Source organism: Massilia sp. W12 (assembly GCF_037300705.1).
Classification (GTDB): Bacteria; Pseudomonadota; Gammaproteobacteria; order Burkholderiales; family Burkholderiaceae_D; genus JACPVY01.
In genome coordinates, this window is the sequence record NZ_CP147776.1 from 1,877,240 (window position 1) to 1,903,934 (window position 26,695).

11 protein-coding genes are annotated in these 26,695 nt (G+C 52.5%); 6 read left to right on the forward strand and 5 right to left on the reverse strand.

Features of this window, described 5'->3' with window-relative positions:
• The first annotated feature begins 23 nt into the window (after positions 1–23).
• The 5 genes from V8J88_RS07615 to V8J88_RS07635 all read left to right on the forward strand — a co-directional run bounded on the left by V8J88_RS07615 (position 24) and on the right by V8J88_RS07635 (position 8,217).
• Positions 24–4,031: an N-6 DNA methylase gene (locus V8J88_RS07615; protein ID WP_338848773.1), complete on the forward strand. Its 4,008-nt coding sequence runs from the start codon at positions 24–26 to the stop codon at positions 4,029–4,031.
• Positions 4,028–5,416, forward strand: coding sequence for an AAA family ATPase (locus V8J88_RS07620; protein WP_338848774.1), 1,389 nt, complete (start codon positions 4,028–4,030; stop codon positions 5,414–5,416). The genes V8J88_RS07615 and V8J88_RS07620 overlap by 4 nt, the downstream gene beginning before the upstream one ends.
• Complete coding sequence (locus V8J88_RS07625) at positions 5,416–6,006, forward strand: hypothetical protein (protein ID WP_338848775.1); 591 nt, start codon at positions 5,416–5,418, stop codon at positions 6,004–6,006. The genes V8J88_RS07620 and V8J88_RS07625 overlap by 1 nt, the downstream gene beginning before the upstream one ends.
• 125 nt (positions 6,007–6,131) lie before the next feature.
• On the forward strand, positions 6,132–7,406 hold the full coding sequence (locus V8J88_RS07630; RefSeq protein ID WP_338848777.1) for a hypothetical protein: 1,275 nt from the start codon (positions 6,132–6,134) through the stop codon (positions 7,404–7,406).
• Positions 7,407–7,440: 34 nt separating this feature from the next.
• A complete protein-coding gene (locus V8J88_RS07635) occupies positions 7,441–8,217 on the forward strand; it encodes an HNH endonuclease (protein WP_338848779.1) in 777 nt (258 codons plus the stop codon).
• A gap of 248 nt (positions 8,218–8,465) precedes the next feature.
• On the opposite strand, the gene V8J88_RS07640 is transcribed toward V8J88_RS07635, so the two are convergent.
• The 5 genes from V8J88_RS07640 to V8J88_RS07660 all read right to left on the reverse strand — a co-directional run bounded on the left by V8J88_RS07640 (position 8,466) and on the right by V8J88_RS07660 (position 25,982).
• Complete coding sequence (locus V8J88_RS07640; RefSeq protein ID WP_338848781.1) at positions 8,466–10,478, reverse strand: DEAD/DEAH box helicase; 2,013 nt, start codon at positions 10,476–10,478, stop codon at positions 8,466–8,468.
• A gap of 6 nt (positions 10,479–10,484) precedes the next feature.
• Positions 10,485–12,623, reverse strand: a complete 2,139-nt coding sequence (locus V8J88_RS07645; protein WP_338848782.1) for a site-2 protease family protein — start codon at positions 12,621–12,623, stop codon at positions 10,485–10,487.
• 3 nt (positions 12,624–12,626) lie between these two features.
• The gene (locus V8J88_RS07650) at positions 12,627–13,610 is read right to left on the reverse strand and encodes an efflux RND transporter periplasmic adaptor subunit (protein WP_338848784.1); all 984 of its coding nucleotides are present in this window, start codon (positions 13,608–13,610) and stop codon (positions 12,627–12,629) included.
• A 723-nt stretch (positions 13,611–14,333) separates the two neighbouring features.
• Positions 14,334–14,882: a hypothetical protein gene (locus V8J88_RS07655; protein WP_338848785.1), complete on the reverse strand. Its 549-nt coding sequence runs from the start codon at positions 14,880–14,882 to the stop codon at positions 14,334–14,336.
• Between the two features lie 78 nt (positions 14,883–14,960).
• On the reverse strand, positions 14,961–25,982 hold the full coding sequence (locus V8J88_RS07660) for an Ig-like domain-containing protein (protein WP_338849852.1): 11,022 nt from the start codon (positions 25,980–25,982) through the stop codon (positions 14,961–14,963).
• A gap of 327 nt (positions 25,983–26,309) precedes the next feature.
• Here V8J88_RS07660 and V8J88_RS07665 point away from each other — a divergent pair, with 327 nt between their 5' ends.
• A complete protein-coding gene (locus V8J88_RS07665; protein WP_338849996.1) occupies positions 26,310–26,600 on the forward strand; it encodes a hypothetical protein in 291 nt (96 codons plus the stop codon).
• The last annotated feature ends 95 nt before the right edge of the window (positions 26,601–26,695 follow it).

The following is a 26,695-nucleotide window of genomic DNA, read 5'->3' on the forward strand; positions in this document are numbered from 1 at the left end:
GCGCTGCCATAAGAGATAAAACGATGAAAAAAATCCGCAAACCTCAGAGCGCGCTCAATCTGCCCACCCTCACGCTGGAAGGCGGCCTGTTCCTGCCCGACCAACTGGAAAAAGCCGCGCTTGGCCGCGCCGCGTGGCAAACCGAGACCGACTACGGCACCCCTAAAGGCTTGCAGCTCAAAGATGATTACAGCCGCGCCTTTCAAATTGCCTGCGCACAATGGAAGCATTTTTCCAGCCAGTTTGCGCGCACCGATCTGGACGCCGCCGCCCAAACGCAAGCCTTTGTGCAAGAATTTCTGCGCGACGGCTTGGGCTATGTCAATTTGCAAACCTGCTCCGGCCTCCAGTTGGACGGGCGCGCATATCCCGTTGCATTTTTGGCCGGCAATGTGCCGGTGGTGGTGGCCCCGCACCACCTGGCCTTGCATGAACCGGATGCGCGTTTTGCCGTGAGCGGCGCCGGCGCACGCAAAAAATCCGCCTTCATGCTGACGCAAGAATTGCTCAACGCCAGCACCGAACATCTATGGGGCATGGTTTGCAATGGCAAAACCCTGCGCCTGCTGCGTGATGCGGCAACCTTAACCCGTCCCAGCTATCTGGAAATTGACCTGGCCGATATTTTGGGCGGACAGCGTTACGCCGAATTCGCCAACGTCTGGCGCCTGCTGCACGCCAGCCGCGCCACCAGCACCGCTTCCAACAACGTCGGCAAAGCGCAGGACTGCATCTGGGAAAAATGGCGCGCCAGCGGGCAGGAAGAGGGCGCGCGCGTGCGCGACGGCTTGCGCGAAGGCGTCACCGAAGCGCTGCGCATCTTCGGCGAAGGCTTTATCCAACATCCGGCCAATGAAGCCTTGCGCTTGCAGTTGCATACAGGCGAACTGAGCCAGGACGCCTATTTTCAACAACTGTTGCGCCTGGTGTACCGCCTGATTTTCATCTTCAGCCTGGAAGAGCGCACCGACAAAATAAGCGGGCAGCGCTTAATCCACCCCGGCGATGACAGCAAACAAGCCATCGCCGCGCGCCGCGCCTATGCCGAAGGCTATGCCCTGGCGCGCCTGCGTGATCTGTGCCTCAAGCGTCGTGCGCGCAACCGGTTTGATGAACATTGGCAAAGCTTGCGCATTGTCTTCAAAGGCTTGCGCGAAGGCGAGCCGCGCTTGGCCTTGCCCGCCCTGGGCGGCTTGTTTGCCAGCGGGCAGTGTGCGCAACTGGAAACCGCCAAGCTGGATAACGCCCACTTACTGGCGGCCATGGAGCAACTGCGCTGGGCCAGCCATGGCGCCGGCAAAGGCGGCGGCGTGCGCGCCCCGGTGGACTACCGCAATATGGGGCCGGAAGAGCTGGGCAGCGTGTATGAAAGTTTGCTGGAACTGATGCCGGAGATAGATTTACCGGCGCGCCGCTTCGGCTTGATTATTCCTGAAGCCGGCAATAACCGGAAAACCAGCGGCAGCTATTACACCCCGGATTCCCTGGTGCAGGAATTGATTAAATCCGCGCTGGACCCGGTGATTGAACAGCGCATAGCGGCCCAGCCGCAAAACCCGGTGGAAGCGCTGCTCTCGATCCGCGTGATCGACCCCGCCTGCGGCAGCGGCCATTTCTTGCTGGCCGCAGCGCGCCGCCTGGCGGAAAAACTGGCGCAACTGCGCGCGGCGGATGGCGAACAAACCGAGCACGATTTCCGCCAGGCGCTGCGCGAAGTGGTGAACCGCTGTATTTTCGGCGTGGACCGCAACCCGATGGCGCTTGAATTGGCCCGCACCGCCTTATGGCTGGAAGGCTTTGAAGAAGGCCGCCCCCTGGGTTTTCTCGACCATCATTTGCAAGTCGGCGATGCGCTGCTGGGTTTGACCGATTTAAACACGCTCACCTTGGGCATTGCTAAAGACGCCTTTAAGCCGCTCTCCGGCGATGATAAAGAGGTTTGCAAGCAACTGGCCAAAACCAATGCCGCCGCGCTCAAAGCGCTGGACAAACAGCGCGAAAGCCCGCAGTTGGCATTGGCCCTGCACGACAATCACAGCCTGAGCGCCTTGCAGACGCTGGAAGCCATGCCGGAAAACAATACGCGCGAAATCGCCGTCAAAGAAGCGGCTTACCGCAACTTTTTGACGCAAGCCAAAACCAGCCGCTTGGCCCAAGCGGCGGATTTGCTGCTGGGCGCGTATTTGCTGCCCAAGCGGGAAGGCATGGAAGGCAGCATTCCCACCAGCGCCACCTTATATCTGACCTTACTGGGCGACGCCTTGCCCGCTGGCGAAGCAGCGGCATTGCACGCCGCGCAAAGCGCCTGCGCCGAAGCGCGCGTGTTGCATTGGCCGCTGGCATTTCCGCAAGTGTTTGCGGCGGGGGGCTTTGATTGCGTGTTGGGGAATCCGCCGTGGGAACATGTTGAGCTGAAAGAGGAAGAATTTTTTGAGAGCCGTCAAAAAGATGTGTTCAATGCCAAGAATAAAGCGGAGCGCAGCCAGCGCATCCAGTGGCTTTCTGAAGGGATGCTGGCAAAACATCTGTATCCGCAAATTGTGCAACCCGCTGGCGTAAGCGAGGAGGAGAAACGCTTGTATGCCGAGTTCATCCATGCACGGCGTACATTGGAAGCCGCCAGCAATTTTGCGCATGTCAAAGGTGAAGATGGTGGGAGATATCCGCTTACAGGTGTGGGAAGGGTCAATTCGTATGCATTGTTTGCGGAAACAATCCTGCATATTGCGCACCCATCTGGTTTTGCCGGATTCATTGTGCCAACTGGCATTGCGACTGATGATTCAACTAAAGCTTTTTTTGGGCACATAAGTCAATCTGGAAGACTTATTAGTCTTTTTGACATTGAAAATCGTGATAAGCTATTTCCGGCTGTTGATAGTCGGATGAAATTCTGCCTAATCACTCTAGGGGCGGCCGATATCTCTGAATTCGTTTGTTTTGCAACACAAGTAAGTCAATTTTCTGACTTGCGGCGCCGGTTTACGTTAACACCTGAAGAGTTTCATCTCCTCAATCCTAATACGCTAACCTGTCCAGTTTTCCGCACTGAACGTGATGCAGCACTGACTAAAAAGCTCTATCAAGCAGTACCAGTACTGATCGAAGAAGGCAATGAGATGGGTAACCCATGGAAAATTATATTTTCACAAGGGTTATTTAATATGTCAGGTGACAGCCACTTGTTTTTTGAATATCAAAAACCAGGCAGCATAGCACTTTATGAAGCAAAAATGATTCATCAGTTCGACCATCGCTGGGCGACTTTCACTCAAATCGGGGATAGCCGTGATGTAACCGAGGCTGAAAAAATGATCGCGGATTATGCAGTAACGCCACGATACTGGGTGGAAAAAAATGAAGTTGAACAACGGCTGGAAAAGTTTGACCGTGATGGTAATTTAGGTTGGAGCTGGGAGCGCCAATGGCTGTTAGGGTGGCGGGATATTACAAATGCCACCAACGAACGCACCGTGATTGCGAGTGTGATGCCTCGCTTTGGTGTGGGGCATACTTTGCCACTGTGTATGACAACCGAAGCACCTGCAAAAGTGGCCGCACTGTTGGCTAATTTCTGCGCCCTGGTGCTGGATTTTTGCGCCCGCGTCAAAGTGGGCGGCACTCATTTGACCTATGGCTATCTGAAGCAATTTCCGGTTTTGGCGCCTCATCAATACAGCGAGGAAGACCTCGATTTTATTGTTTCGCGTGTGCTTGAATTGACCTACACATCCCACGACATGCAACCCTGGGCGCAAGACCTTGGCTTCGATGGCCCGCCATTTACCTTCAACCCTGACCGCCGCGCGATTTTGCGCGCAGAACTCGATGCCTACTACGCAAAACTCTATAGCCTCAGCCGCGACGAGTTGCGCTACATCCTCGACCCGGCTGACATCATGGGCGAGGACTACCCCAGCGAAACATTCAGAGTGCTGAAAAACCGCGAAATACGCGAATTCGGCGAATACCGCACCCAGCGCCTGGTGCTGGAAGCATGGGATAAATTGGAACGTGGAGATTTACAATGATGAAATTTGAATTCAAACACCTGGGCTTGCTTGATCATGCCGAGCTAGAGTTGGCTGATTTGACCCTGATTTGTGGTGAGAACAACACCGGAAAAACTTACGCCACTTACGCGGTGTATGGTTTTTTGCGCAATTGGCGGCAATTGCTTGGTTCTGTCTTTTCCATAGAAATTCAAGCTCTTTTGTCAAGAACAAAGGAGAATAAAATTGATTTGGCTGAAATGTTTGATGGTAAAATTAACAATTATTTGATGGGCATGGGTGGAGATTATACAAAGCATCTATCCACTGTATTCGCATCAGATGACAGCATGTTCAAGAAAAGTATTTTTATCCCAACATTACTCCAAACTATTGATATTTCGCAACATGCTTATCAAAGTTCTGTCCATACAAGTCGTCGTGGTAAAGTGTCTGCAATTATTGAAAAGGAAGCTGGTAGTACACTACTGAAAGTATTGGTGGCGGACACGGATCTTCCTCCTCGCGCTTATAGAAATTTTGTCATTGATGCAATTGCCGATATTGTTTTTGCACCGTCCTTGCCGCGTGTTCATATCGCCAGTGCTGAGCGAACTGGCGCAGCAATCTTCCGCAAAGAATTAGATACTGCGCGTACCCGCATGCTCAAGGCTATTAACCAAGTTGACTCAAAAGAGCTGAAGCGCAATCCTTTCATTTTCCTGAAAGAAATGGATTCTGGATACGCCTTACCAGTGGAAGACAATGTGGAGTTTGTACGCCAATTGGAAGATATGGACAAACACACAAGCGAAGTGGCCCAATCTAATCCTGAGCTGATTGAAGCATTTGACGCCATCATCGGTGGTAGTTATAAGGTTGTAAAGCAGCAATTGGTGTTTCAGGCGGGTGGCGTTGGAAAAGCGCGCTTTAATATGAATGAAGCCTCCAGCAGCATTCGCGCCTTGCTCGATATTGGTTTTTATCTGCGTTGCCATGCAAAAGCGGGTGATTTGTTTATCATCGACGAACCGGAGTTGAATCTGCACCCCAAAAGCCAGCGCGCATTTGCCCGCCTGGTGGTGCGCATGATCAATGCCGGCATCAAGGTATTTATTACAACGCACAGTGATTATTTGGTAAAGGAATTGAATACCTTGATCATGCTCCATCAAGGCACAGAGCATACAAAAAAAATGCAAAAACAATACGACTACCAGGATCAAGAATTGCTTGATCCGAGTCGGATTCGTTTGTATATGACGGGCTTGGCGAAACCCGCTGGCGGTCGCAGTAAAAAAATCCGCACTTTGATTCCTGCAAAGATTTACCCGGATCGCGGCATTGAGGTCAGCACCTTCGATGACACCATCGACCTGATGAACACTATTCAGAGCGATATTCTGTATGGGGGAGAACTTTAATGGCCTTGTCCGAGAATTTACAGAAACTGTATGACATGTTGTCTTGCTGCACTTATAACGGAGCACAACATACGCATATCCTGATCGAAGAAACAGACCAATTGGCGAAGCTGAAAAAAGTAACGCTTAAGGCGCCAAACGGGGATTGGTTTTCATTCTGCCCGGATGAGGGGCGCAAGTGTAAGCGCCTTCAAGCCAGCAGCAATCTTGTGATTATGTCCCCTCTGTTGAAAATTGGAGAAAAACATGATCACCACCGCGCTTGCGATTGTGTGGTGCTTATCAATAAGAATGAACAGATTACTGCATTGTATATTGATTTGAAATCTGGTAATCCGGTGGGTTACAAGGGGCAATTTCAAAGCACGCGCCAGTTTGTGCGCTATGCCTTGGGACTGCTGGAAGAATTTCATGGCATAAAACTGACTTTGGCTCAAGAGCGATTCGCGGTGTTGTATGGTGGCGAGCAGAGTCCGTTGAATAAAACCACGACAGTTCCAAAGCCAATTAAAACAACGCAGCCAGACGCTCCGTATAAGAAAGAAGTGAGTAATGCTGCCGAATTAAAAATGAACGAATTGCTGGTGTAAATTTTTGCGGCGATGATCTGCTTCAATCGACATGTGCCGACTTTACCCAAATCATAGACAGCCACTGGCGCAAGCGCGCGCTGGAATGGAACCGCATTCAATATACCGCTTGATTAAAATTCCCCATGTCCATTTTTGTCACCCTCACAACAGACCTCATTTGCAGTGCGATTCACGCCGCAAAACAGCATGTCATTCTGGCTGCGCCAGGCATCAGCACCCAAATCAGCCAGGCGCTATTGCAAGCCTGGCAGCGCTTGCCCGCCGGCGCGCTGCAAATCGTGTTGGATGTTTCGCCCAATGTGGCGCGCCTGGGCTATGGCCAGCATCAGGCCGTGCAAGAACTGGCCGGGGCCGGTCTCACCCTGCACCAGCATACCGGCTTGCGCATCGGGGTCTTGATTTGCGATGACGCCGGTTGGACTTTCGCCAGCTCGCCCAGCCTGGTGGAAGCCGACCCCGATGGCGCGGGTGACGGGTTTAATGCAATCGCCCTGAGCGCCGAACAAATAGCCGCTTTGCGCATGGAATTGCCCACCGCCGCGCCCGCGCCAGACGCCGCAGAAATGCCAGCCGCCGCCATCGCTGCCGCTGCAACATGTCCAGACCAGGCAGCTAACCCCGTGGTCGGGGCCAAGCTGCTCGATGCGGCGACCTTGGGCAAAGTCAAGCGTGCGCTGGAGATTGCGCCGCCACAGCAATTTGACCTGGCCCGCCAAACCCAGACTTATGCCGCCCTGATCCAATTTGTCGAACTCTCGTTCGAGGGTTTCAATATTCAAAGCCGGCGGGTGCAATTGCCAAAAAGCCTGCCGCTGATCGCCAGTAAAGAACAGGCGGTGAAAGACCGCTTAAGCGCATCCCTCAAACTGCTGGATAAAATCGAAAAACCCCAAGCCTTGGCGCAAGTCAGCGCAAAACTGGAAGAGCTGCGCAAAGCCTATCTTGTGCCGGTAGGCCAGGCCGGGCGCATCATCCTGAAAGCCAAACGCAACGAATTTGAAAAGGAACTCAGTCAGATTGAAGCCGTGTTGGCAGAGTGCAAAAAAACACTGGCTGATGAATTAGATTCTACGCTGCAGAAGGTGGCGGATGCGCTTACACCCGACCTGGCGCGCGCCGTGCTGGCCGACCCGCCGCCGCGCTTTCGCGGCTTGTTTCCACTGGAAGAGCGCTATGCCCGCGAATTTGTGCAAAGTGAATTGGCCAAGACCTTGCCCCGGGCGGAGGACTTGGTTGCCAACCTGAAAATCCACAAATACTATAAAGACGTGACTTACGAAACACTGAAAAACCCTGAGTTCAGCGAGCGTGTAATGAGCGTAATTCCCGCTTCTGTACTGGATGGCGCTTTACTGCACGAAAACGTGGTGGCGCAGGCCAGCCCGGTATTGACCTAAGCCCTAAGCCCTCAGTCGCAGGAGTCTGCCGCCCATGAACCCGCTGCAACGCACCCTTCTCGAAAAAATCGGCAACGATAATGGCTTTGAACACATCATGGCATCAGCGCCGGATGGCGTCATGCTGGCTTCCGCCCGTCACCCTAATCGCGTGCTGCTTACGCTCAAGCATGGGGCATACCATGCAATCTTTCACACCAATTCAGTAAGCTTGCTGCCGGAATTGCAGCGTAACTTTGCCGCGCAGTACGAAGCGCAAAGTTTTCGCCTCGCCAGCGAGGCCGCCTTGGCCGGCTTGCTGCGCCGCGCCGCCAGCCTGTCGCGCGCCTTGCCCAACCAGGCGGAAAACGATTATCAGCAGGCGGTGCTGCGCGAACTGACAGCGCTGGCGCCCACCCTGGCCGGCACCGAGGTCGAGCGCATGGTGCGTCAGCGTCTGGGACAAAGCAAATTCCGTGACGCCATGCTCGACTACTGGGGCGGCGCCTGCGCCGTGACCGGGGTGGCGCTGCCCGCCGTGCTGCGCGCCAGCCACGCCAAACCCTGGGCCGAGTGCGCCAGCGACGCCGAGCGGCTGGATGTGTTCAATGGCTTGCTGCTCAGCGCCAATCTGGATGCCTTATTTGACCGCTTTCTGATCAGCTTTGACGAACAGGGCAGCATGCTGCTTGCCCCAGCGTTAGCCGGCATCGACTTACAACCCTTGGGCCTGGCGCCCGGCATGAAACTGCGCTGGCTGAACCCCTTGCACCAGCCCTATTTAGCGCAACATCGGGCACGCCTGCGCCAACATCGCACAGATCTGGTTTAACCCATTGCATTGCATGGCTGTGGGAGGGGCGCAAAATATTGAGCAACTGCTGCCCATCGTGCTTGTTACCCTTGCCAATTTCTTTGTTGAGCCACTTCTGTCTGACGCCGGGTTGTCGTTACGTTCATGTCTGACTACGCTTTTGGCTTGAATTTGACTGAATAGGCAGGGATGATTGAAATAAACTGCTTTGGAAAAACATCTCAATAGAGAGCGTGCTGCTGATTTTTAATTTTGGTGGATAGATTTTATTTCCTCCCTCCTGTAAATCCAAGCAAGCGATGCAAAGATAATTCCTGCTTAATCATCAGCATTCTCTCCCGGCGCGCCTGACGTTCACAGCGTATTTGCGCAATACGAATCCACAACTTCCATATTTGTTGAAATTTTTTAGGTTGATAGAGTAAATGCTTGCGTATCCAAAAAGGCAGTTGTTCGGGTAATCCGGTATCACAAGCGATAATCGCTTGATTTAGTCCCGGTTCCCCTTGGCGTGCGGCGCGGCCAAATAACTGTCTATCCACGCGGGCTGATTCATGGTATTCAGTTAATATGACAAACAAGCCGCCGGCAAGCCGGACGGATTCATCTAATTTTATATCAGTGCCTCGTCCAGCCATATTTGTTGCGACAGTGATCCGGCCTGATTGACCGGCTTGTGCGATGATCTGTGCTTCATGTGCATCCTGCCTGGCATTTAAAACAGTATGCGGCACACCCAGGTTTGTAAAAACAGCCGATAATGATTCAGAAGCTTCAACACTTCTGGCGCCGATCAAGACAGCTTGCCCTTTTGATGCAGCTTGACATGCTTGTTCTGCTACTAATTTCCATTTTTGCATGGAATCTGCCAAAAACTGATCAGGTAAGCGGGTGCATTTTCCCGGTAAATTGGTCGGTAAGCAAACAACCTTGATACGGTAGCTGCACCAGAGTTCATTTGCCGCTTCTCTTGCCGTTCCTGATAACCCGGATAGAACAAAATATTTCTGGAAAAATTTCTGAAATGTCATCCGCCCTAAAGTTTCCCGTCCTGGTGTGATATCTACATTTTCTTTGGCTTCCAATAATTGATGCAAGCCCTGCGACCAGGAACGATCCGGCATAACCCTTCCGGTTGATTCGTCTATAATTTTAATTTTTCCATCATGAATTAAATAATGTTTATTCTTTTGATATAAAAATAATGCGCTCAGTGCTTGTTTAATGAGCATTTTTTTTGCGCTTGCAGTATTGAAAATGCCACCGCTTTCATTTGGCGCGGCAAAGCAAGCGTCTAAAGCATGTTGATAAAGTTCCACATTACGCTGCACAGGGTCGATAGAGTAATGTGTTCCCGTTTGCAGTTTTTTGGCTGAATTGATTGCCCAATCTATCCATTGATTTTCATAAACAGCTCCTGCTTGTCGCGATAATATCATTGGCGTGCGCGCTTCATCAATCAATACACTATCGGCCTCATCTATTATTGCAAAATGCAAATTCGATAAAACCGGGTTTTGATCCTCTACAAAATTCCTGATGCGGCGGACCGTTTCCACTGATGCCGGAAGTACGCCATGTCCGGCATTTTTGTCTTTTAAATAATCGAAAACGACTTCTTTTCCGCTGACATAACAAATATGCGCGCGATATGCTTCTCTGCGTTGCGTTTGGTTCATTTCATTTGTAATGTATGAACTGCGCAAGCCAAAAAATTTAAACAATTCATTCATCTCTTCGCAATCTCTTTGCGCAAGATAATCGTTAGTCGAGATGATATGCACGGAAAATCCTGCGCCTGCCATCACCGTTGCAGTAATGGCAGCAACTAATGATTTTCCCTCACCTGTTTTCATTTCTGCCAGGCGTCCTTGCATCAATACTTTTGCGCCAAAGAATTGAACCGGGTGCGGCCATATTCCCAGTTTCTCTTTAGCCGCAATGCCAATGCATGCTAATATCTCCGGCAATAGTGAGGAGTTTACCAACTTCACATTGCCAGTTTGAACACTTTGCAGCAGATCATAAAATCGCTCATTAATTATTGATTTCTCACTCCCTTGATATTTTTCAACTGCAAGTTTGATGGTTTGGTTAAAGTTGTTGACTTTTTTGCGGCTGATGCGCTCAACTGGTAATAAACCTATGCAATCAACAATGCGTTTACTCCAGCCTTCATCCTCATTTGGTCGCCATTCTTGAATGCAGTTGTCAAATCTTGCCCGAGGTTTGCCAAGCAAGCGCAAGGGGAGTCTTATCGGTGTCAGGTTAGTTGTCATAAGGTTTCACCAATTTAAATGAGACAAGATTGCTTGCCTGAATCGCAATAATCCTTGCCACAGCAGAGGGCGTTTTTCTAAATCAAACCGGACATACACACGATCGCCAAAAAATTCCTGTGCTACGGGCCTGCTCAATTCCAGCTCCAAATCAAAAACTCTTTCCAATGCGCGCGTGCCTTTTTCATCGGGGTGGACGGGAATCTCGCCGCCACCTTGCAATCCCAGCGCTGCTGAAATCAAATCAAATTCACCCCCAGGCACCTGCCTGATCAGTTTTCCTGAAATAGTATGCTTTACGCTGCGGTCCAAGCGTATTTCAATGCCAGTCAAACCTTCTTGCATTAAACTCAAATCATCCTGACGCATTGCAACCCTGACTGTTCGGGTCGGGCCATTTAATACAAAGCCAATCATTTCTCCCCGTTTGAAATAGCGCCCTTTCAATTCACCTGAATTTGCTTGTTGCCAGCGCCCGTTGTTGCGCGCTTGGATGTCCAGCCTGTCTATTCTTTCTGTTAAATCTTGAACGCGTGCGGCATCGGCTTCCACTTCGCTTTTAAAGTGCGCCAATTGGGCTGGCGCCAAGCTGAATGCTTGACGTAATTTTATTTCACTCTGAATGAAATTGGCTTGTGCGGTTTGCTGTGCAAGTTGTAATTTTGCGTTGGATTGTTGTATGAGCGTTTGCCCTGAAGTGACTGTCATGCCTGGCGCTGTATATGTGGCCGTAATGAAACCATCTTCGGGTGCCCGGACTATGGTTTGCTCAGGCAACCAGATCAAGCCATGATGTATTACCGAAAATGGTAATGGTATGCCAGCTAATATGAATAGCATTCCTGCTATGGTGAATATACTGCGGCGCATCGCTTTTGATCTGTTGTTTTGCAATACAGGCGCAGTTTGCAGATGCCGCCAGGCGCGCCAAATGGGGCGTAAGAAAGTTGACCATGCCGCCACGCAGGCTAGAATAACACCTATCCACCAATAATGGCTGGCGATAAACCAAATCAGGCCAATCATTACCAAAATCCGGTAAATAGGCGCAAGCAAACCATAGCACCATAACCAACGCGCTTCGCCATTTGCCAATTGGGGAGGTTTTGCTTCTTTTGCACCTAAAAAATATTTATCCAGTAAATAAATCCAATATTGTGTGGCACGCTGTCCTAAATTGGGCAATTCGGCCACATCGCACAAAACGAAGTAGCCATCATAGCGCATCAGTGGGTTGCCATTAATTAATAGCGTGGAAACGCCAGTGATAAAAATAACATTATAAGCAATCGCTTTGATAAGTCCTGGTTCGACACTTAACCAGACGAACATGGCGACTGCGCCTAGCAACCATTCTGCCATTATGCCTGCAGACGCAACCAGTGCGCGTTGCCATTTTGATGTGAAGGCCCAGGAGGAACTTGCATCCACATAAGGCATGGGGGTAAATACAATCCAAATAATACCTACTTCACGCACCACGCCGCCAAACGCTTTCGCTGCTGCGCCATGCGCCCATTCGTGCACTGCTTTTACAATAGGGTATATCAGCCACAGCAGCATCAGATTGGATGCGGATAAGATTTGATCAGAAAGATTTGCACTCAGCGCTTGCCAGTTCCTGCACAAGAGAAAAGTTGCTGGCAAAATAATCAATAAAAAAAGCACGCCAACATATCCAGAGAATACCTTGCGGCAGAATTCAGCATGCAGGTTAAACCAGGCATCTGGATAAAACAGCGGCATTTTGATGCTTAAAGGATTCGCCCAATATTGGCGCAGTCTGCCGGATTGGATGCGTTGATATCTTTCAGTGGCTTCTTTGGCGTCTGCCGCCAATGTGGTTTGCAACAAATCAGCGCGATGTAAGCTGGCGAGTAAGTTAATCAACTCGGTCTGAGAAATCGCATACTCACCCTGTTCACAAATTTCGCTCCAGATCTCTTGCAAGTTGCGCTTGCCATCAAAGCATTTCACCACTTGCCAGGCTGCATACTGTAACCGATGGAAACGCTGGGTCAGCGGATCGCAAAGTAAAATCCATGTGCTTCCTCGTGCTTGACGGGTGCTGACAATAATGTCTTCCCGTAAGCGCGGGCAAGCCTGGGCTGCCATGTGCCAATGTTCTGAGAAAAGGGAGTCCATTGATTACCAACCCCATGACCAGATTTTGATACGCAGCCAATGCAGAGGGTCTCGCATAAAGACTGTCAATAAATTGGTTTGGCCGGTTTCAATTTTTCCCACACCTTGCATGCCCGGCTTGATCAAAGGAGAGGCGCCTTGCCAATCCGCTTCCACCCGAAAACCATTTTCACCATTTTGCACATCCGCCACTGGTGTGACATTTGTCACCACAAACGGATATGCGGCATCCGGGCGGCCTGTCAGGCGCACATAACCGGTTTGCCCATTACGCACCCTTTCGATTTCACGCTCGGGCACATGTAAGATAACCCGGAATTTTTCGCTTGAATCGACTTCAAATAATTGTCGGCCGGTATCAATTTTCACACCAATTTGATGCGACCAGTCTCCGGAAACAATCAGGCCGTCCATAGGCGCCAGGATGGTGCTGCGCTCTAAGCGGGCCTGAACTTCATCCAACTCTGCTTGCGATTTTCGTAATTCGGCCCCTGCGGCCATGCTTGCGGCGGCATCGTGTTCAGCATTCGCCGTGCGTAATTTGCTCGCGGCTTGCTCATATTGGCTTTGTAATTTTGCCTGCTCCAAGAGCAAATCGCGGCGATCAAACTGGGCAAGCTTTTGCCCTTTTTTTACTGTCATACCGGGGCGCGCCCATACTTCGGCAATGAATCCATCAAAAGGCGCACTGAGCGTTTGCCGTGTTTTTCCTTCGATGACACTGTTGGCGGCGACCCGATCTTGCACTGGAACGAAACACAGTAAAGAAATGAGCAGCACTGCAGCTGCGGTGCTGATTTTCAGCTTATGACTGCCGGGCCTTGAAAGTTTATAAATGCCATCTGAACACAACTGCCAGACATGCCCGGGCAAACTTTGCTCAGCCTTGCGCCAATGGCGCAACATCGGTTCTGCCAGTTGCGCGGCTGCGCGCAGACGGTTGGCAAGTGATGGCTCGGCTTTACCTGCAATGTGTAAGACTGCCACCACGCCAGACGGGCCAAACAGGGGGATAGTCCAGGCGCTTTCCGCATGCATTTCTTGTTCCAGATCCTGGGTGCGGATGACTAAGGCTTCGGCCTCCGCCAAAGCTGGTGTGCCTGGCTCAATCCAGGCGGTGTGGGATGAAACCAGCCAGCGGGCTTGCCCGCGCCTGATTTCAAACAAGCTTAAATGGAGATTGCTGGCGCCCAGTTGATTGGCGCAGCGGTTGATCCACTCCTGTGCCGCCGTGCGTGCATCGGCTTGTGCGCCCGTGTAAGCCAGTATTTCCAGAACTTGTGCCGGATCAGCTTGAAATTGCGCCTTGCGTTGCTCAAATTCAGCCAATAGCCAAGCACTGGCTAATACAAGCATCGGGGCAAAACGCTCTCCTTGCGTCGGCGCAAGCCAGACCCCCAGTACGCCATGAAATGTCGTTTGTGACTCTACACGCAAGACGAACAATGTGTCTTCGACTGCAGACAAGCCGGGACGGACTATTTTCAGGTTTTCACCGGGCGTACTTGCCTGCGCGACTGATTTCCAGCGCGTCAGCCACTCAGGCGAAACTTCCGGATTCACACTTTGGGAATCACTACCTTCCCAGGCAAGCGTCTTGCAGGCAATTCCAGCGCTGTGCAGGCGGCTTTGCCATGCCTGGAGCAAGTGTGCAGCGCCGCCAGCCGCATCCTGCTTAAGGTCAGACTTAAATTCCATAGGCAGAGTGGATTACGCTTTTACTGGTTTACGCCTGCGCAAATGGATCAGTCCCAGTCCTGCAATCAGCAAAGCCCAGGTTTCTGCTTCGGGGATCGGTGTCAACGGAACTGTCATGCGGGTTGCCAAGACGTTGAAGCTGTCATCCAATAATTGCCAGGACTGTGCTGCGGGGCGTCCTTGCCCTGTCCATGCGACATCAATCCGCACTGTATTGTTGAAGCTTGCAGGTAAATTGTCCAAAGCAGTGACAGTCAATTGCCCATCGGCCTGTAAGATGGCGTCAGGTTGGGTGCTCAGCACATCCAATTGCCCTGGCGCGCCATTATGCACAAGCTGCAAAAATGAAAATTCGCTCGATGGAAATAAGATGTTGACAGCATTAAACAATGGCAGCTCACCGTTAAAGTGATAGGTGTATTGCCAAACATTGCTATTGCCGGAGTGCATCACCTCATAGCTGACTTGTTGCGCCTGGCTTGGCGCAATGAAAGCCATGGCCCCAAGAAACGCAGCGCATGCAAGGCCATGTCGCAAAAACTTGTTGTGAATGTGTTTCATTTTCAGTCCTCTCTTATCATTGCTATTGCAGTGGCCTGTCGCACTGCATGGCTAGTGATTGCTTAGAATACCCGGCCTTTACGCAAGGGTATTGGGTATGGTGACGCCATTCACAACAATGGCGCCGCTTGCTGCTTGCACCCGGCCGGTATTATTCAAGGTCGTGTTGTAAAAATAAAACGAGCCTGTTCCAGCTGATTTTTTCAGCAAGCCGGTGTTGTTCAGCACCAGATCGCCGTTTGCATACCATGGGGAGCGCATCCATGTGCTGTCCACTTGCAGATCCATCACGCCGTAATTATTCAGTACGCTATTTCCTGTCAAGTAGAACGGGGAGGGCATGCTGTGCACAAAATTACCATGGTTATTGATGGTGCGCTGTTCCAGATTGGGATTTGAATAGTTGCTAGTCAGGTTTAATGTGGCGCCGCTTGCAATTTCAGTGATGCCGCCGCCGCTCATTGTGCCGCCTGTCCATGTGTTGTTTTGGCCTTGTAAGGTCAATGTGCCTGCGCCATCAATGCGACCGCTCCTGAAATTCAGATTTCCCATAATGGTGGCAGAGCTATTGATTGTGAACTGGCCTTCAATATTCAAATTCCCGTTCAACGTCATCGGGTTGTCAACTGTAATGGCGGCGCCTGAAATGCCTAAGGCGCCAATTTGCACTGTGCCTTGGGCCTTGAGGGTGGAATTACCATCAAGATTGATGTTGCCGCTCAAAGAAACGCCATCGTCGAGAACAAGTTGGGTATGGGTCAGGTTGAGCGCGCCTTCAAGAATCTGGCCTTGCCCTTTTATCTGTAATGAGTCAGCAGCGCCAGAGCTGTTGTTATAGTCCACCCAGCCAAGCGTGCTGGTAAAGCGTAATGAACCGCCTTGCAGATCCAACACCGCTTTGCCTTCCAGATCAATAGGCGCACCGTAATAGCTGCGCTTGCTGATAATGGCGCCAGCGTTCACCAGCGTCCGGTCGCCCCATTGGCCATAGGAATAGATATTTGTGTCGCTGCCCAGGGTTAAGGTGGCGCTGCTGGCGATGCGGGTCGTGCCGCCGCCAGTCATCAAGCCGCCGGTCCAGGTGTTGCCGCTGCCTTCCAGCGTGACCATACCGCTTCCATCCAAGATGCCGGACTCGGCTTTGAGCGCATTCTTCACAGTCAAGTTACCGCGAACCGTTGCCATGCCGCCGGATAGGGTTAGATTGTCCAAACTTGCTGCACCTTCCAGCACGGCATTACCCGTCACGCCCAAGGCGCCATTGCCTTGTATTTTCAAGCCATCCGCTAAGGTGATCGTGGAATTGCTGACCGAGAGCGTGCCTTCCAGAATGCTGCCTTCGCCTTGAATCCGCAAGGAATCTGCATTACCCGAATTATTGCCATAATCCATCCAACCAAAGTCGGTGGTAAAGCGCAAAGAGCCACCTTGCAAATCCAAAATGGCGTTACCTTCCAGATCCAGTGCTGCACCATAATTACTGCGTTTGCTGGCAATCGCGCCGGCATTTACCAATGTTCGGTTGCCCCATTGCGCATAAGAATAAGAACTGACCTCATTGCCTATGGTCAAGGTTGCACCGTTGGCGATCCGTGTAGTGCCGCCGCCCGTCATCAGTGCGCCGGTCCAGGTGCTGCTGCTGCCTTCAAGTGTGACTGTGCCGTTCCCATCCAGAATGCCGGCCTCAGCTTTCAGAGCATTCTTCACTGTCAAGTTACCGCCGACCGTAATTGTGCCGCCAGCTAGAGTCAGATTTTCCACGCTGGCGCTACCTTCCAACACAGCATTTCCCGTCACGCCCAAGGCGCCATTGCCATGCATGTTTAAACCATCCGCTAATTTGATGGTGGAATTGCTGACTGATAGCTTGCCCTCAAGAATGCTCCCCTTGCCTTGAATCAGCAAGGAATCAGTATTGCCTGAATTATTGCCATAATCCATCCAGCCAAAATCGGTGGTAAAACTTAATGTGCCTCCCTGGAGGGACAAGACGGCATTGCCTTCGATATCCAGGGAAGCACCATAATTGCTACGCTTGCTGACGATAGCTCCAGCGTTCTCCAGGGTTCGATTGCCCCATTGGGCATAAGAATAAGAATTGCCCTCATCGCCAATAGTCAGTGTGGCGCCACTGGCGATTCGTGTCGTTCCGCCGCCCGTCATCAATGCGCCGGTCCATGTGCTGCCGTTGCCTTCCAATGTGACCGTACCATTTCCGCCCAGGATGCCTGCGTCGGCTTTGAGGGCATTTTTCACAATCAAATTACCGTTGACCGTGGCTGTGCCTCCAGATAATGTCAGATTTTCCAAACTGGCTGCGCCTTCCAGTACAACATTGCCCGTCACGTCCAAGGCGCCATTGCCATGCATATCTAAGCCATCAGCAAATGTGATGGTGGAATTACTGAGCGAGAACTTACCTTCGAGGATGCTGCCTTCTCCTTGAATCAGCAAAGAATCAGTATTGCCCGAATTATTGCCATAATCCATCCAGCCAAAGTCGGTGGTAAAGCGCAGGGAGCCGCCCTGCAAATCCAAAACCGCTTTGCCTTCAAGATCTAGTGCTGCGCCATAATTACTGCGTTTGCTGACAATTTCCCCAGCATTCACCAGCTTCCGGTCGCCCCATTGTGCGTATGAAGGAATATTACCTTCGCCACCTATCGTCAGTTTTGCATCAGTAGAAAGGCGAGTCGTGCCGCCACCCGTCATTTCCCCACCAATCCACTGACTATTGAAACCGTTCAGGGTAAGTGTTCCTGCGCCATCCCATTTGCCGGAGCTGAGCATAAAATTGCCATTGACATCGACCTGATTGCTTGCCGAAACAGTGCCGCCATTGACCTTGAGATCACCTGTAATGCTTAAAGGTGCGTTCCAAACCGATTGGCCACCGCCAATACCTAGTGAGCCAAGCGTAATTTGGCCTTGTGCTGCGATATTCCCACTGCCATAAAATTGCAAGGCGCCGCCAAGCTGCAATCCATCATCCAGTATCAGGGAGGTGTTGGTGAGGGTCAGCGTGCCGGCGGAAATATTGCCTCGGCCTTTGATTTCCAATGAATCCAGATTGCCAGAACCATTGTTGTAATCAAACCAGCCTATGCCATCCTCTGCAAAACTGAGAGAGCCGTCTTGCATGTCCAATACGGCTTTTCCTTCAATATCAAGCGGATTGCCATAGTAGCCGCGCTGGGTGAGGATTGTGCCGGCATTCAGCAAGGTTCGATCAGCCAAGAATGCTATGCTGTTGTTGCCGCCAATGGTCAGAGTAGCGCCTTTGCTAATCGAGGTAGTTCCTCCACCACTCATCCAGCCGCCTGACCATTGATTGTTGGCGCCATTCAGGCGCAGTGTGCCTGAACCAGCTATTTGGCCTTCGGTAAAGCTGAAGTTCCCTGTCACTTCAAGCTGATCGGAAATGGTGAGGTTGGCGCCGGCCAGTTTGAGATTGCCATTAAAGTTCACTGGCGAATTCCAGTTGGCCTGACCGGAGCCCAGCGACAGTGAACTTACAGAGATATTGCCTTGCGCTGCAATATTGCCACTGCCGTAGAACTGCAGCGCGCCGCCAAGCTGCAATCCATCATGAAGTATGAGGGAAGTATTGGTAAGGCTGAGTGAGCCGGCTTCAATATTGCCTTGACCTTTGATTTCCAGCGAATCCGTATTGCCGGAGCCGTTGTGGTAATCAAACCAGCCAATGCCATCTTCAGCGAAACTCAGTGTGCCGCCTTGCATGTCCAGCATGGCTTTACCATCAAAATCGAGCGGGTTGCCAGTGTAGCCCCGTTTGGTGATGATCGAACCGGCATTCAGCAGGGTTCTATCAGCCCAAAAGGCAAGACTGTTAGTATTGGGGTTGCCGCCAATGGTCAGCGTGGCGTCTTTGCCGATCTGAGTTGTCCCTCCACCGCTCATACGCCCGCCAGTCCATTGATTTCCTGATCCATACAGTCGCAGGGCGCCTGCGCCATCCAATTGGCCATTGCTTAAAATAAAATCGCCGATCACATCAATTTGGCTGGAAGCGGTGAGATTGACGCCATCGAGTTTCAGCTTGCCGTTGAAGGTCAAAGGCGCATCCCAACTCGCCTGACCACCAGCCAGCGTCAAGGCGCCAACAGTGACATTGCCTTGCGCCGCAATATTTCCGCTGCCATTCACAAGCACGGCGCCGCTTAACTGCAAGCCGTCAGCCAACTTGAGAGAAGTGTTGTACAGATAGAGCGTGCCATTGGTAATTTGGCCTTGTCCCTTGATTTCCAGTGAATCCGTATCGCCGGAGCCGTTGTAGTAATCAAACCAGCCAATGACATCTTCAGCAAAGCTCAGTGAACCTCCCTGCATCTCCAGCACGGCTTGGCCGTCTAAATCCACCGGATGTCCATAGTAGCCGCGCTGGGTGACAATGGTTCCGGCATTTTCCAGGGTGCGATCGCCCCAGTAGGCAAGCGAGGCGTTATTGCCGCCAATTTGCAGCGTCGCATTTTGGCCGATGCGGGTGACGCCGCCGCCTGTCATGCGCCCGCCAGTCCACTGATTATTGGCGCCATGCAAACGCAGCACGCCAGCGCCATCCAGTTGGCCATTATTAAAAATGAAATCGCCGTTGACATCAATTTGGCTGGAAGCGGTGAGATTGCCGCCATCGAGTTTGAGCTTGCCGTTAAAGGTTAAGGGAGCATCCAAATTCGTCTGCCCCCCACCCAGCGCCAAGGTGCTGACTGAAATATTGCCCTGAGCGCTAATCTCGCCGCTGCCGCTCACCAGCACTGCGCCATTAATTTGCAAGCCGTCCGCCAGTTTGAGCGATGTATTGCTGAGGTTGAGCGCGCCAGCGACAATCTGGCCTTGCCCCTTGATTTCCAGTGAATCCGTATTGCCCGAACCATTGTAGTAATCTGACCAGCCTATGCCATCCTGTGCAAAGCTGAGCGAGCCGCCTTGCATATCCAACACCGCCCGGCCTTCAAAGTCCACCGGGTGGCCATAGTAACTGCGTTGGGTGATGATGGTTCCGGCATTTTCCAGGGTCCGATCGCCCCAGTAGGCGAGATAGGCGCTATCGCCACCAATTTGCAGCGTCGCATTTTGGGCGATGCGGGTGACGCCGCCGCCTGTCATGCGCCCGCCAGTCCACAGGTTGTCAGTGCCGTTGAGTTGCAGGCTTCCTGTTCCGCTTAAAACGCCACCGGATTGCTTATAAGTTCCTTGAATGATGGCGGCGCCGGCAATCGAGAATTCACCATTCAATAAATGCAATTCACCTTGCAGATCGAGATTGCCGACCTGCGCCTTGCCGTTTGAAATGCTGAGTATGGCGCCCGGGTCCAGATTGATGCCCACATCATCCGACTCTGTGGGCAGGCGGCCAGCGCTCCAATTCGCTGCATTGCTCCAATCGCCACCCGCACTATTGAGCCACTCATTGGTATAACGCTGCACTGTGAAATGCAGGTCCGCCGGCGCGCTGGCGATAGGGTTGCCAGCCGTGTCACTGATTTTTTCTGCGTCAAAATGTACGGTGTAATGGCCGATGGCAAACTGTGCAAAGCTCAGTTGCACTTGGCGGCCATCAAGTCGGAATTGGATATTTTGTGGCGGCACGGCTTGCCCACGCTCATCCAGGACGGTGATGGCGCCGGTGTTGAATTTACTCTGATCCAGCGGCTCTGAGAAATTCAAGCGGAGATTACGGAAGCTGGCTCCGACTTTCATGCCTTCTGTCACATTTGCGCTTTGCAAGACAGGCGGCGTGGTATCCCTGATTAATTCCACAATGATGGGGCTTGAGCTGCTGACATTGCCGCCGGTATCCGTGGCGCGCACCGCCAGGCTGACTGTGCTGCCGCCATTGGCGGCAATGCTCGGCAGCGCAGCGCGCAAATCAAAGGGGAAGGAAATGTCATTGCTGACGGCTTTGCCATTGACCAGCAATTCCACATTGCCGACTTGCACATCATCCCGGATCAAGGCTGAAAGCGAGATGCTGGAGCCTTCAACCACTTGCAAACCAGCTTGATTCGGGTCTTGATCTATCGCAGAGCTATCCACCTCAACTGTAGGCGGCAAGCCCTTATTATCAAACGGCCGGTAGTTGACGATTTGCAAACCGCCGCTGCCATCCGCCACATAGGCGATGCCGCCGCCAATGGCGACATCCATCGGCGCCGCCGGCAAATTGTAGCGGGTGATGAATTTTCCAGTGTCTGTCGGGTCGGAGACATCCATCACATCCAATGCATTGCCAAGCAATGAGCCAACAGATACGGCTAAGCCTGAGCCATTAGCGGCAATCGCGCCGCCTTGCACATTGTTTGCGTCAATGCCGGACAGTAAGACCGGATTGGCCGGATTGCTGACATCCACCGTGGCGAAACCACCGCCAAAGCCAGTGGTGCTGCCAATATAGGCAATCTTGCCGCCGACAAACAGCTTGCCGCCAGTCGGCAGGTTGGACAATGCGCCGCGTTTGATGATTTCGCCAGCGCGCATTTCCATGGCGATCAGTGTGCCTTGTTCGGTGGTGGCGTATAAATGACTTCCCTCACGCGCCAGACTGCGAATGGCGGAATTGCCGGTGCTGAACTGTCCCAGATTTTCCCCGGTCAACACATCATAACTGAACAGGCTGGCGTCTTTGCTGGCATAGAGAATGCCGTCAAAGATTTCGACTTGGGTGAAGTTGCCAGGGATGGTGCGAATTATTTGCGGCGCGAGCGCATTTTTAACATCAACCAAGCTTAGTCCATTGTTACCCGTAGAGACTGCCGCAACGCCAGCCTTGTCATCTACCGCAACGTCAGAAGCGAACCCACCCAGACTGAGTTTGGATATCAGCGTTGGCTTGGAAAACTGGGTGACGTCAGCGATTGCCAAACCTGCATTGCCATTTGCGATGTAGGCCAGTTTTGTTGTGGCGTTATTGCTTCCGCTCAGTGTGATCGCTGTGGCATTGCCATTGAGCGGAAGAGAAGAGACGATGCCGGTCGCAACCGGGAGGTTGTCTATGGGGTCGGTTCCTTGCTTTATTTCTCTGTAATCTGAAATTCCATCATTATCAGTATCGACTTGGTCTTGCTTGGAACCGATAATCTGTTCCGCCATATCAGATAGCCCATCATTGTCGGAGTCATCAGTCTGATGTGCTAAAAAGATTTGAGGGATTATTGTTGGGACTCCAGTTGGAGAAGATCTGAATGTAGTAAGACCAACGCTGCCAGTTTCAGGGTCTAGTACTGACAATGAATAAATCATGTCAGGGGCCAGTTGCCAACTGATCCCATTTCCTTGCAAATAAGAAAACCGCTCAATAGATCCATTTTGGCTAGTGAGCATACCAAATAGTTTCTGGTTCCCCGAAACTGGAACCTGATTTGAATCCATGCTCTTAATTAGCTGTGATGTATATGCAAAATAATCACTAAGGCTAGCCAGAACGTCGAAAGAAAGAGTTGCAATGTTCTTGGCATTCTTGATGTTTTCATGCAAAACATGCAACCGAGCCATTGCTTCAGCCATAGTTTTTACATCTGAAACTGATAGTGAATTGATTTTATCCGCAGAATAGTTGCCGTTTGTTACATTTTCAATGCGCCTGACTAATTCTATATACTCATTAATATAGCCAGACTGGAGGTTTAACTCATCTCTGAAATTCGATATCCGGTGATCAACTTCAGTTCTATCACGCCCAGCCAACGATAAAATTGGATGATTTGCACTGCATGCTGCACGAGCTGCTTCAGATTCATTGATTGCTCTATTGAGATCTCTACCATCCATGAACAATGATGTAGTGATAGACCAGAGGCCTTGAATAGCAACCGTTGCAAGTTTTACTTGTGGAATAAAAGATACCAAACTAAGTGCTGCCGTGACGCCTGAAAGTAATTTTTCGCTAGTGGTCGCATCTGGGTCGCGAAGGGTATTATAAAAGTTAATGGCATCATTGGCTGCTGTTGCTATTGAAATAATCGGATTTAATTTCTTTCCAATTACTTCGGCAGCACTTAAAGAAGCACCGGCTATATCCATGCCAACATTGATACCAGCTTTTGTTGCTTTTAGATTGGCATAAGACTCGTCCGGGCAGTTTTGTGGCGGAGGAGTCGTTTGCCCTCCGGAAGATGGGGAACCTGGCGGCACCAACCCATGCCACCCCGGCGCTGTCACCCCCGCCCCTTCATCCGACACCACCGTTTTTCCATCAGCCGACACCGTTGCCGTGCCATTGATCACCAAACGCCCGGTTGTGTGATCAAAACTCAGCACATTCAACTTCGTTCCTGGCGCGGCATGAAATACATTCGGGAAGGTGATTTGCACCGGTTGTGCGAATGCCGTCACGCCAGGCGCTTGAATTGTGATGTCGAAAGTATGTTGCATCACGCCCGGCGGCAACATGTCTTTGACCAGTTCCGGCGGCACAGTCGCGACGCCGATTTGCGGCGCGGCAATCTGGCGCCCGTTCTCATCCAGCGCACTGCCGGGTTGAACCGTCAATGTGAGTTGACTGCGCTGCTCATCCGTCAAGCCGATATTGCCTGCCGCTTGCGCAGTGATCACACTGGGCTGGGTGGCGCTGGTTTGTTGCAAGGCGCTCGTCAATACACGCGGCAAATACACTTCGCTGCGTTCAAAATTGGCGGCGCGCGATTCGCGTGCGCCCATGCTGCCCATCACGGTATTCGTAATACCGGGCGCAAGCTCGATATCCATTACCATTTCAGGCCAAAACACGCCCTCCGGCGCATTGCTTGAGGTGCGCCCATCCACCACCAGCTTGACTGTCCCCACCGGCACATTATTGAGTTCAAAATAGCCATTGGCATCGGTGTACGCCACCAGATTTTCAAGGCCCAGAATGCTGACTCTGGCGTGGGCAATCGGATTTAAAAACACATCATCGGCGGTGTGAATCACCCCGTCCGGCCCGCGCCGGATATCATCAAACGTGCCGGGTTTCAAATCCGCACCGGGGTCCACCACCCGGCCAATCAACTTCGTTCCCAATACAGGGGATAGACTGACGGTGGTGAAGCTGATGCTGCGCAAGCCGCCCGGGGCGCCATTGCCATCCGCATCCAATAAAGCGCCATCTGCCGCGGCGCGGATCAAATCGCCGCGCACATGCAAATTCACCACGCTGCCGCCCGGCATGGCTTCATGCAAGAACAGCCAGGCATAACTGCCATCGCTGGCCGTCACAATATTCGCGCCAAGCTTGCGCCCATCCGGGCCGGTGGCATAAAAACTGTCGCCATTCAAGCTGGCCGTATCGACTGCGCGCGAAAAGTTGATTTTCGGATGAAAAGTGCTGCCAACATCGGTGCTGCCATGCGCCGGGCTTAATTCGGTGATGGTCAACGGGGCCAGCGCGTTGACCTGCACCAAACGGCTGAGTGTGGCGCGGTTGCCGGCGCTATCCAGTGCGCTGATGCTGAGTGTGTGACTGCCGGGGCTGAGATTGCGCCAATCCAGCGTTTGGGCAAAGTTGTTGCGCCCATCAAAAATCATGCTGCGCCATGCGCCATCATCAAAGCGGTAACGCAATTCTTGCAGTGCGCCGCCACTCGGATCGGCAACGCCGCTTAATACGCTGTTGGCGTTGAGCACGTCGCCATCTTGAATGCTGCTCAGGCTCAGTATTGGGGCCTTGGTATCCAAAATAAAGCTGCGCTGCATGAGGGGGCTTTGATTGCCAGCCGCATCTTGTGCGATGATCGTCAGGCTGTGCGCGCCATCCCGGCTGCCATCCAAGGCAAAATCGGTGCGGATGCTGAAATTGCCATTCGCTTGCAATGGCAGGTTTTGCAATGGACCATCATCAATCCGGTATTGCGCACTGGCGACGCCGGACAGATTATCTAAAATTTGCCCGCTGAAGACAGGATTGACAGCACTGGCGGCTGCAGAATCCGCCAACATCAGCGCCGGCGCCTGTGTGTCTGCCGACAAACGGAAACGCTCCAATACGGTGGCGGCAACCCGGGTGCCGATTTGCTTGCCTGCCACATTATCCAGGCTGAAGTGAATGCCGCCATAAATCCGGCTGGCCCCGGCCTCTTCAGCCGCTTGCTTAAAGCTGGTGAAGCTGCGCACCACATTCGGCAAGGTGCTGCTGGTGGTGGAAAAGGCGACTTGCTCACCAAATGCCGCCGTTAACACTTCCGCTGCCGCCGCGCTGAAAGTGGAGTGGCCTGAAACATAGCTGGGATGTGCAGGCGTTATCAAGAATGGCGTCCAGTTTGCCTCTTTGGCTGTGGCGGGATTGTTATCGAGGTCTGCCTGTTGAATCGCAGTCACCGGGCGCCAAAAATCATAGCTGTATTTTGCGTCCCAGGCGGCAATCGCTGCGTCTGCTAAGGCCACATTCAATTGCGCAAACAAGCGGGCGTTTGCCGCCAGGCTGTTGCCCTTGGCTTTGGCGACATCAGCGGCGATCTGGTTCCAGTGCCCGGGTGGGGTTACGCTGCCGCCGCCATCTGCCCAAAACAGCGCCTGCTGGGTTTGGTCCGGAGTGCGTGTGGCGCTATTGGCGCTGCCCAGGGTTTTCACTTCATTCAGCGCCGCTGCATATTCAGCCGAATCCAGTGCGGCCGGGGCAGTGGGCCGGAATTGCGAAGCAGAATTGAGCGCAAATGGCACAACCTGTCCCCATTGTGGCTCTTGTGCGGTTAAATAGGCTGGGCCGGTAGGCCGCCACTGACCGGCCTGGGGGCCGCCATCATCGTTGGCATAATTTAAATAGCCGTCACGCGCGCGTATGGCGACCACTGCGTCTGCAATGTTTTGACCGAGCTGCAGGCCGGCGCTTTTGGCCGCCCCATCAGCTATCGACGCCAAGGAAGTGGCCAGCGCAGCATCCAATTCCACTCTTTGCGTCGGATAAAGCAAGTACAGCACGCGATATGCCGCCATTGAGGCTGCCGCATCAGCGGCAATCGGGCCGGAGACGGATTGCTGCACTAAAAATGCCGGCGTGCCTTCAATGGCCGCCAGCGTGTCGTAAACGGCGAGGCTTTGCAAAGCCAGGATCCGTGTCGCCACCGGTGGCGCGGTGACATCGCGCTGGATGGTGCGCAAGGCAATCATATTCCAGTTCAGCACCGCATCAGACTGGCTCTGTGCTACACGGGTAAAGCTGCGGGTCGTCTGGCTTTGATTGCCGGCAGCATCGGTGAACGTGAATTCCAGCGTATTCAGCCCGGGCGCCAGAGCCACGCCTGCCAGTTGAAAGCTGCCGTTTTGGCTCGCTAGCGCACTCAGATTTTGCGCGTTCACACTGACGCTGCTTGCAGCTTCAGTGGCGCCGCGCAACAGCACTGAAGCTGCGCTGGTTTGGCTGCTGTCGCCATTGAGCGAATCTGATAAGGCCAAGCCAAGCTCACCGATCACAGGGGCGCTGGTATCCAAGACAAAGTGCAAATCAAATGGGGCGCTTTGATTGCCGGCGCTATCGCTGGCGATTACGCGCAAGAAGTGTGCGCCATCCGCCAGTTGACCACCTGCCAGGCTGTCAAGCAAGCCACGCTCAAGCGTAAAACGGCCATCAGCTTGCAAACGTCCGGTAATGTTCTGAAAGGCGGCGTTGGGGCCGGGATTGAGCGCTACAAGCAGTTGCGCCACACCGCCAGCATCGCTGATTATGCCGCTGATCTCGACCTGGTTGGTGATGCCATCGCGATTGGAGCGCCCACTGTCATTCACTAAAGCTGCAGCCGCCACTGGCGCGACCCGGTCGGCTGTAACAGTTGCAAATTGCGGCAGGCTGGCGGGGTTGCGCAACACGCCGCCGATGCTCACGG